The organism is Brevibacillus sp. NRRL NRS-603 (genome assembly GCF_003013445.1).
Classification (GTDB): domain Bacteria; phylum Bacillota; class Bacilli; order Brevibacillales; family Brevibacillaceae; genus Brevibacillus; species Brevibacillus formosus.
Window position 1 is genome coordinate 1 of the sequence record NZ_PXZN01000068.1, and the last position, 5,654, is coordinate 5,654.

Genomic DNA, 5,654 nt, shown 5'->3' on the forward strand with positions numbered 1-5,654 from the left:
CCTGCTTATTGATTTCTGCAAACCTCAGTGTATATTTTCCAGTTTGATTAAGAGAAGAGAAAACCGTAAAGAAAGTCGTTTCGTTATTCGTGTTGTATAGAATGTCGCTCGCAAGCCTGATGACGTTCTTCCCGAATGTATATCCGTTATTTCCATCAGGATAGGCACTACGCACATCATCCCAACTAGCGGCAACCGCTCCTTTTTCGTCAAGAATCTGGAAGCTGTACATATCTCGGTCCAAGCCGCCTTTGATGTTTGTTTCTATGGCGAGCAGCGTTCCGCTTGGTGCGAACTTCATTTCTTTGATAGCAAACGTAGTTCCCTGAGGGGTGGTGTATTGCTGATTGATTTCGACAGTTTTTGTAGCATTTTTTGCTTTCTTCATGTCGACAGGTATTTTAAAATTCCAGTTTCCTTTGATTGTCCTTGTTGGTACACCGTTCTGCCGACACTTTATCTCTGTTACGTTAAATTCTACGATGAACTCATCAGGCATTGGATGCTCGTCGTTGAAAAAGTTGTTTAACTGCCGTTGCAGAACTTGGTAGTCATCGAAGTTTCTCTTATACCAATTGAATTGTTCCGGCATGGGACTTTCTGCTTCCCTTTCGCCATAACTCGAATAAAAAGCATTCAAAATTTTACCGTCTTTATTCTTAAAAGTAATCTCGCCATTCCAAGATTGAAATTCTTCCTCTAGGTACTTGCCGTCTTTATCCTTCGTTACGCCAGCGATTATGATCCGCAATGGATCAGCTAGAATTTCCTTGATTTCCAGTGTTATTCCCTGATCGGTGGCAGTCAGACTGAGCGGATGTGCAAATCCATTGTGAGCTGCTTGCTTCGCGCCTAGGTCGAGGCTATTGATTGTCGAAATGATGCTATTACTAGTGGTCGGGCTTACATTTTTGGTAGTGCTGGCATACAAGCCCGTAACATAAGCAGCAAACGATGGTGAAACAGCTATCCCCATTGCAACAACTGCCGCAATACTCGCTAATGCTAGTGCTGATTTTTTCATCAGGTCGAACCCCCTTTTCTTCCTTCCCATTTGTGAAGCCGCTTCTTCTATCGTTTTCAGCTTCAGGATTCCTAGGGGATAGTCAGGAAGTCTCTCTATGATTTTGCCGGTAATCGGCTCCTTCAATAGTTCTTCTTCTGCCATTGTATCTACGCTGTATACATCTTCCACCATGCTGTCTAACACCTCATGGCACTGAAGGCAATTTTCTAGATGCACTTCGAATTCTTTCCGCTCCTGTACCGACAGTTGATCTTCCAAATAATCGTTAAGTTGTTTCGTTTTCTGGCATTTCATAGCTACTCCTTCCCTCCTTTATCCGACTGTTGAATGATCTCCCGAAGCTTCTTTTTCCCATGGGCAATTCGTGTTCGCACAGTACTGAGCGGTATGCCCAATGATTTTCCAATCTCTTCATATGTGAGGGACTGGAGATAACGCATTTCGAGAACAACCCGGTAGTTTCTCTCCAAGCTCTTCATCCGCTGCTGAAGAATCGTCTTTTGCTCTTTTTCCAAATAGACCGTTTCTGGCGTAGCAGGATCGCTCACGTCAAAATCCATTTCCCCGACATAGGGCGTTCGCTTCCTTCTGCGAATCTCGTCCAGACAGTGATTCGCTGTGATGCGATAGAGCCAGGACGAGAATTTGTGTTGCGGCTTATACTGAGGTAAATGGTAATAAGCCTTCATAAATATCTCTTGAACGATATCCTGCTTCTCTTGCGGATAACCGAGCATTTTATGAATCAGAGAAAGTACTCTACCTTGATATTTGAGAATGATCTGCTCGTATGCTTCTTTGTTGCCTTGAAGCACCTGCTCGATAATCTCTTTGTCGTCCTCCATGTGGTTGCTCCCCTCCAGCCAAAAAGGTTGCTGCGCAGCTTTTGCCTTTTTGTCGTACACCTACTATGACGAATCAAAAAATGGAAAATCTCCTCTTACGGAAAAAAATGCAAAAAAAAGAGGCTCTTCCTCAAAAGGAAGGCCTCTTCTTATGCGCAATGCTTATGGAAACACAATCGTCTTATTGCCGTACACCAGCACCCGATCCTCCAGATGCCAACGAACTGCACGTGCCAGCACCGTACGCTCTACCTGACGTCCCAGCTGCTTCAGTGTCTCGACGTCTTCCTGATGCGATACACGCTGAACATCTTGCTCGATAATCGGTCCTGCGTCCAGCTCTTCCGTTACGTAATGCGCCGTCGCTCCGATCAGCTTCACGCCGCGACGGTACGCCTGCTCGTAAGGCTTCGCTCCGACAAAGGCCGGGAGGAAGGAATGGTGGATATTGATAATCCGCATCGCATAGTCCTCCAAAAAACGCGGGGACAAAATCTGCATGTAGCGAGCGAGAACGATCAGATCGACACCCTCTGCTGCTACCAGCTGGGCTGCTTCTGCCTCCGGCTTGTTATCCTTCGTGACTGGGATGCAACGATACGGAATACCGAAGGACTCGACAGTCTCCTGCATGTCAGGATGGTTGCTGACGACAACCGCAATATCCGCGAACAGCTCCCCGGACTTCCAGCGCCACAGGAGCTCCAAAAGACAGTGATCTTCTTTGGAAACAAACAATGCGACCTTTTTGCGCTTGTTCGCTTCGACCAACGACCATTCCATTCCAAAGCTCTCGGCTACTGGGCTAAACGCTTGCTTGAGCTCTTCACAGCGCTCGTCCAGATTGATGAGATCGAATTCAATGCGCATGAAAAACCGGCCTGTTTCCGGATCGGTCGTGTACTGGTCAGATTGAACGATGTTGGCTCCTTGTTGGAACAAGAAGTTCGAAACCGCCGCGACAATCCCCGCGCGGTCCGGGCAAGAAATCAGCATGCGCGCACGATCTTTGTTTTTCTCTCGATACGCGAGCCATTCTCTCTCTGATAACAATTGCATGGTTTACTCTCCTCCAAAAAAACAGCAAAAAGTTGTTTGCAATTATACCATTCCCAGAAGGGATTTCTATACCCAATTAGAGAGAAAAATGTTCACTTATCGATAAAAAAATTTAGATAGAGTGATTTCCAATCCCGTTTAACAAAATATCTACGGTCAGGGCGATTTGAAATGCAATTCCTTTTTCTAAAATGCGCAATCGAAAAGAAATCCTGTCTGATTATTCATGCTATGATGAAGACAAGCTAGACCACGTCCGTTGGCATCGGGTATCAGGTACCGTCGGAATGGAAAGGATTAGGATCGTCGGGTTTTTACATACCATGTAGGGAGTGGAAAATGTATGATGATTAGCAAAGTCGGTCAAATCATGCTGTATGTCAATAACCAGGACCAAGCAGTGAACTTTTGGACCGAAAAACTAGGGTTCCGTGTGGTTTCAGAAGAGAAGAACGGTGAAATGAGATGGATTGAAATTGCTCCCGCACAAGGCGCTGAAACAAGCATCGTTCTACACGATAAGGAATTCGTTGCGAAAATGTCGCCCGGAATGAATCTTGGCACGCCTTCGCTCCTGTTCTTTTCGGAAAATATCGATGACCTACGGAACGATTTGCTCAACAAGAATGTAAAAGTCGGAGAAATTGTGACGATGCCTTCGGGCCGTGTCTTTAACTTTGCAGACGATGAAGAAAATTACTTTGCAATTCTGGAGAAAAAGTAAATAGAAGGAGGCGGCTGACAGGAATGGTCGGCCGCCTTTTGTTTCACTCCTAATTTAGTCGAACTTTAATTTGGACAGTGCGTCTTTCAACGCTGAGTTGATTCCTTCGTCCTGCTCCTTGTCTTGCCCCTTCAAATACTTGGCTACTTCTTTCTTCGAAACCTTGCTGCCCTTTTCCTTATCGCGACGCTCCTGGAAGGTTTTCAGTTTTTCCTTGTGCCCACACGCACAGACAAAGGTTTGCCCTTCCCCTTCTCCGCGCAGCTCCAATCTTTTATGGCATTTTGGACATCTGGCATTGGTCTGCTTGGCAATGCTTTTGCGATAGCCGCATTCCCGATCCTGGCACACCTGCATTTTGCCGCGCTTTCCGTTTACCTCCAGCAAAAACTTATTGCACTCCGGGCATCTGCTTCTGGTCAGGTTGTCGTGCCGGAAAGTCTGATCGCTGTTTTTGATCTGTTGGACGACTTCTTTGGCGTACGTTTTCATCTCTTCGATAAACGCTCGCTTGTTCAAGCTTCCTTTGGCGATGGCACCGAGCTTTTGCTCCCATTGGGCGGTCAAGGTCGGCGACTGCATTTCATCTGGGACAAGCTCCAGCAATTGCTTGGCTTTTGCGGTGACAAAAATATGCTTTCCGCGCTTCTCTAGCAAAAAGCTGTTGAACAGCTTCTCGATCACATCCGCGCGGGTTGCTACCGTACCCAGCCCGCCCGTTTCTCCAATCGTTTTGATCAAATCCTTGCTCTCATTTGCCATGTATTTCGCCGGGTTTTCCATCGCAGACAGCAGACTCGCTTCTGTGAAAGGCTCTGGCGGCTTCGTCTCGCCCTTTGTCTGGGATATTGACTGGATGTGCAGGCGATCTCCTTTGGCAAGAGAAGGCAGGATTTGTTCCTTTACGCCGTCCTTCGCATCGTCTTCTTCTACATCGTGGTCATACGCCTCTCTCCAGCCTTGGGAGAGCACGGTTTTTCCTTTTGCCAGGAACGTTTCCTTCCCGATTTTCGCCTGGATGGTTGTTTGCTCGTATTCGAAGGCAGGCATTAACACGGCCAGGAAGCGCTTCACGATGAGATCAAAAATCTTGCGTTCCTTATCGCTCAAATCACCGAGAAAAACAGCTTGCTCCGTCGGGATAATCGCATGGTGATCCGATACTTTGCTGTCATCCACGAACGATTTGTTTGCTTTGATCGGCGCACGCAGGATTCTGGCGGCGAGGGGCGCATATGGCTTCATTTGGACAGCCTTGATTCGATCCGGCAGCGTCTCGACGATATCAGCAGAGAGATAGCGAGAGTCCGTTCGTGGGTACGTCACTGCCTTGTGATGCTCATACAGCCCTTGCATGATGGACAGCGTCTGCTTTGGTGAGTAGCCAAACATCCGGTTGGCATCTCGTTGCAGCTCCGTCAAATCGTACAGCTGCGGAGCATACGTCTTTTTGTGCGCACGAGTAATCTCGATGACTTCTGCGCTTTTCTCCTGTTTGAGAGCGGCCATTAGCTGATCAGCTTTTTCCTTGGAAAATGTTTTGAAATCCTTCGTTTGCTGATCCTGCCATTGGAGCTGAATCGGACCCTGGGCCACCGCAGACAGTCCGTAAAAGGGCTTGGGTGTAAAGCGGCGAATCTCCTCTTCTCGCGTTGCCACAATAGCGAGTGTTGGCGTCTGTACGCGACCGCATGATAGCTGGGCGTTATGCTTGCATGTCAAGGCGCGGGTGGCATTGATTCCAACGAGCCAGTCTGCTTCTGCACGAGCAGCAGCGGAGGCAAACAAGTTTTCATAGTTTTTGCCGTCCTTCAGATTGCGGAAGCCTTCCCGGATTGCCTTATCTGTCACGGAGGAAATCCACAGACGCTTGATTGGTTTATTCACGTGAACCAGCTCGAGAATCCACCGGGCAACGAGCTCTCCTTCACGTCCTGCATCCGTCGCAATGACGATCTGCCCGACATCGTTGCGTCTCATTTGTTGTTTGACGACCTGG

At 47.7% G+C, this 5,654-nt stretch carries 5 protein-coding genes; 1 reads left to right on the forward strand and 4 read right to left on the reverse strand.

The genetic code is table 11. The annotated features are described in order from the left end of the window. From C7R94_RS27555 to purU, 3 genes are all read right to left on the reverse strand, one after another. Nucleotides 1-1,321, reverse strand: a 1,321-nt coding sequence (locus C7R94_RS27555) for a DUF4179 domain-containing protein (RefSeq protein WP_106785779.1), incomplete at its 3' end; no start/stop codon positions are given. Nucleotides 1,322-1,323: 2 nt separating this feature from the next. Continuing rightward, nucleotides 1,324-1,872 (reverse strand): RNA polymerase sigma factor, encoded by a 549-nt coding sequence (locus tag C7R94_RS27560; RefSeq protein WP_106785782.1) that lies wholly within the window; start codon nt 1,870-1,872, stop codon nt 1,324-1,326. Nucleotides 1,873-2,034: 162 nt separating this feature from the next. After that, nucleotides 2,035-2,931 (reverse strand): formyltetrahydrofolate deformylase, encoded by an 897-nt coding sequence (gene purU, locus C7R94_RS27565; RefSeq protein WP_106785780.1) that lies wholly within the window; start codon nt 2,929-2,931, stop codon nt 2,035-2,037. Between the two features lie 346 nt (nt 2,932-3,277). Between purU and C7R94_RS27570 the strand changes: the two genes are divergently transcribed. Then, nucleotides 3,278-3,655, forward strand: coding sequence for a VOC family protein (locus C7R94_RS27570; RefSeq protein ID WP_199197972.1), 378 nt, complete (start codon nt 3,278-3,280; stop codon nt 3,653-3,655). A gap of 54 nt (nt 3,656-3,709) precedes the next feature. On the opposite strand, the gene C7R94_RS27575 is transcribed toward C7R94_RS27570, so the two are convergent. Next, nucleotides 3,710-5,654, reverse strand: a 1,945-nt coding sequence (locus C7R94_RS27575) for a DNA topoisomerase III (RefSeq protein WP_106785783.1), incomplete at its 5' end; no start/stop codon positions are given.

Coding starts and splice junctions, on each gene's coding strand:
- C7R94_RS27560 (WP_106785782.1), bottom strand. CDS start 1,872: ATGGAGGACGACAAAGAGATTATCGAGCAGGTGCTTCAAGGCAACAAA.
- purU (WP_106785780.1), bottom strand. CDS start 2,931: ATGCAATTGTTATCAGAGAGAGAATGGCTCGCGTATCGAGAGAAAAAC.
- C7R94_RS27570 (WP_199197972.1), top strand. CDS start 3,278: ATGATTAGCAAAGTCGGTCAAATCATGCTGTATGTCAATAACCAGGAC.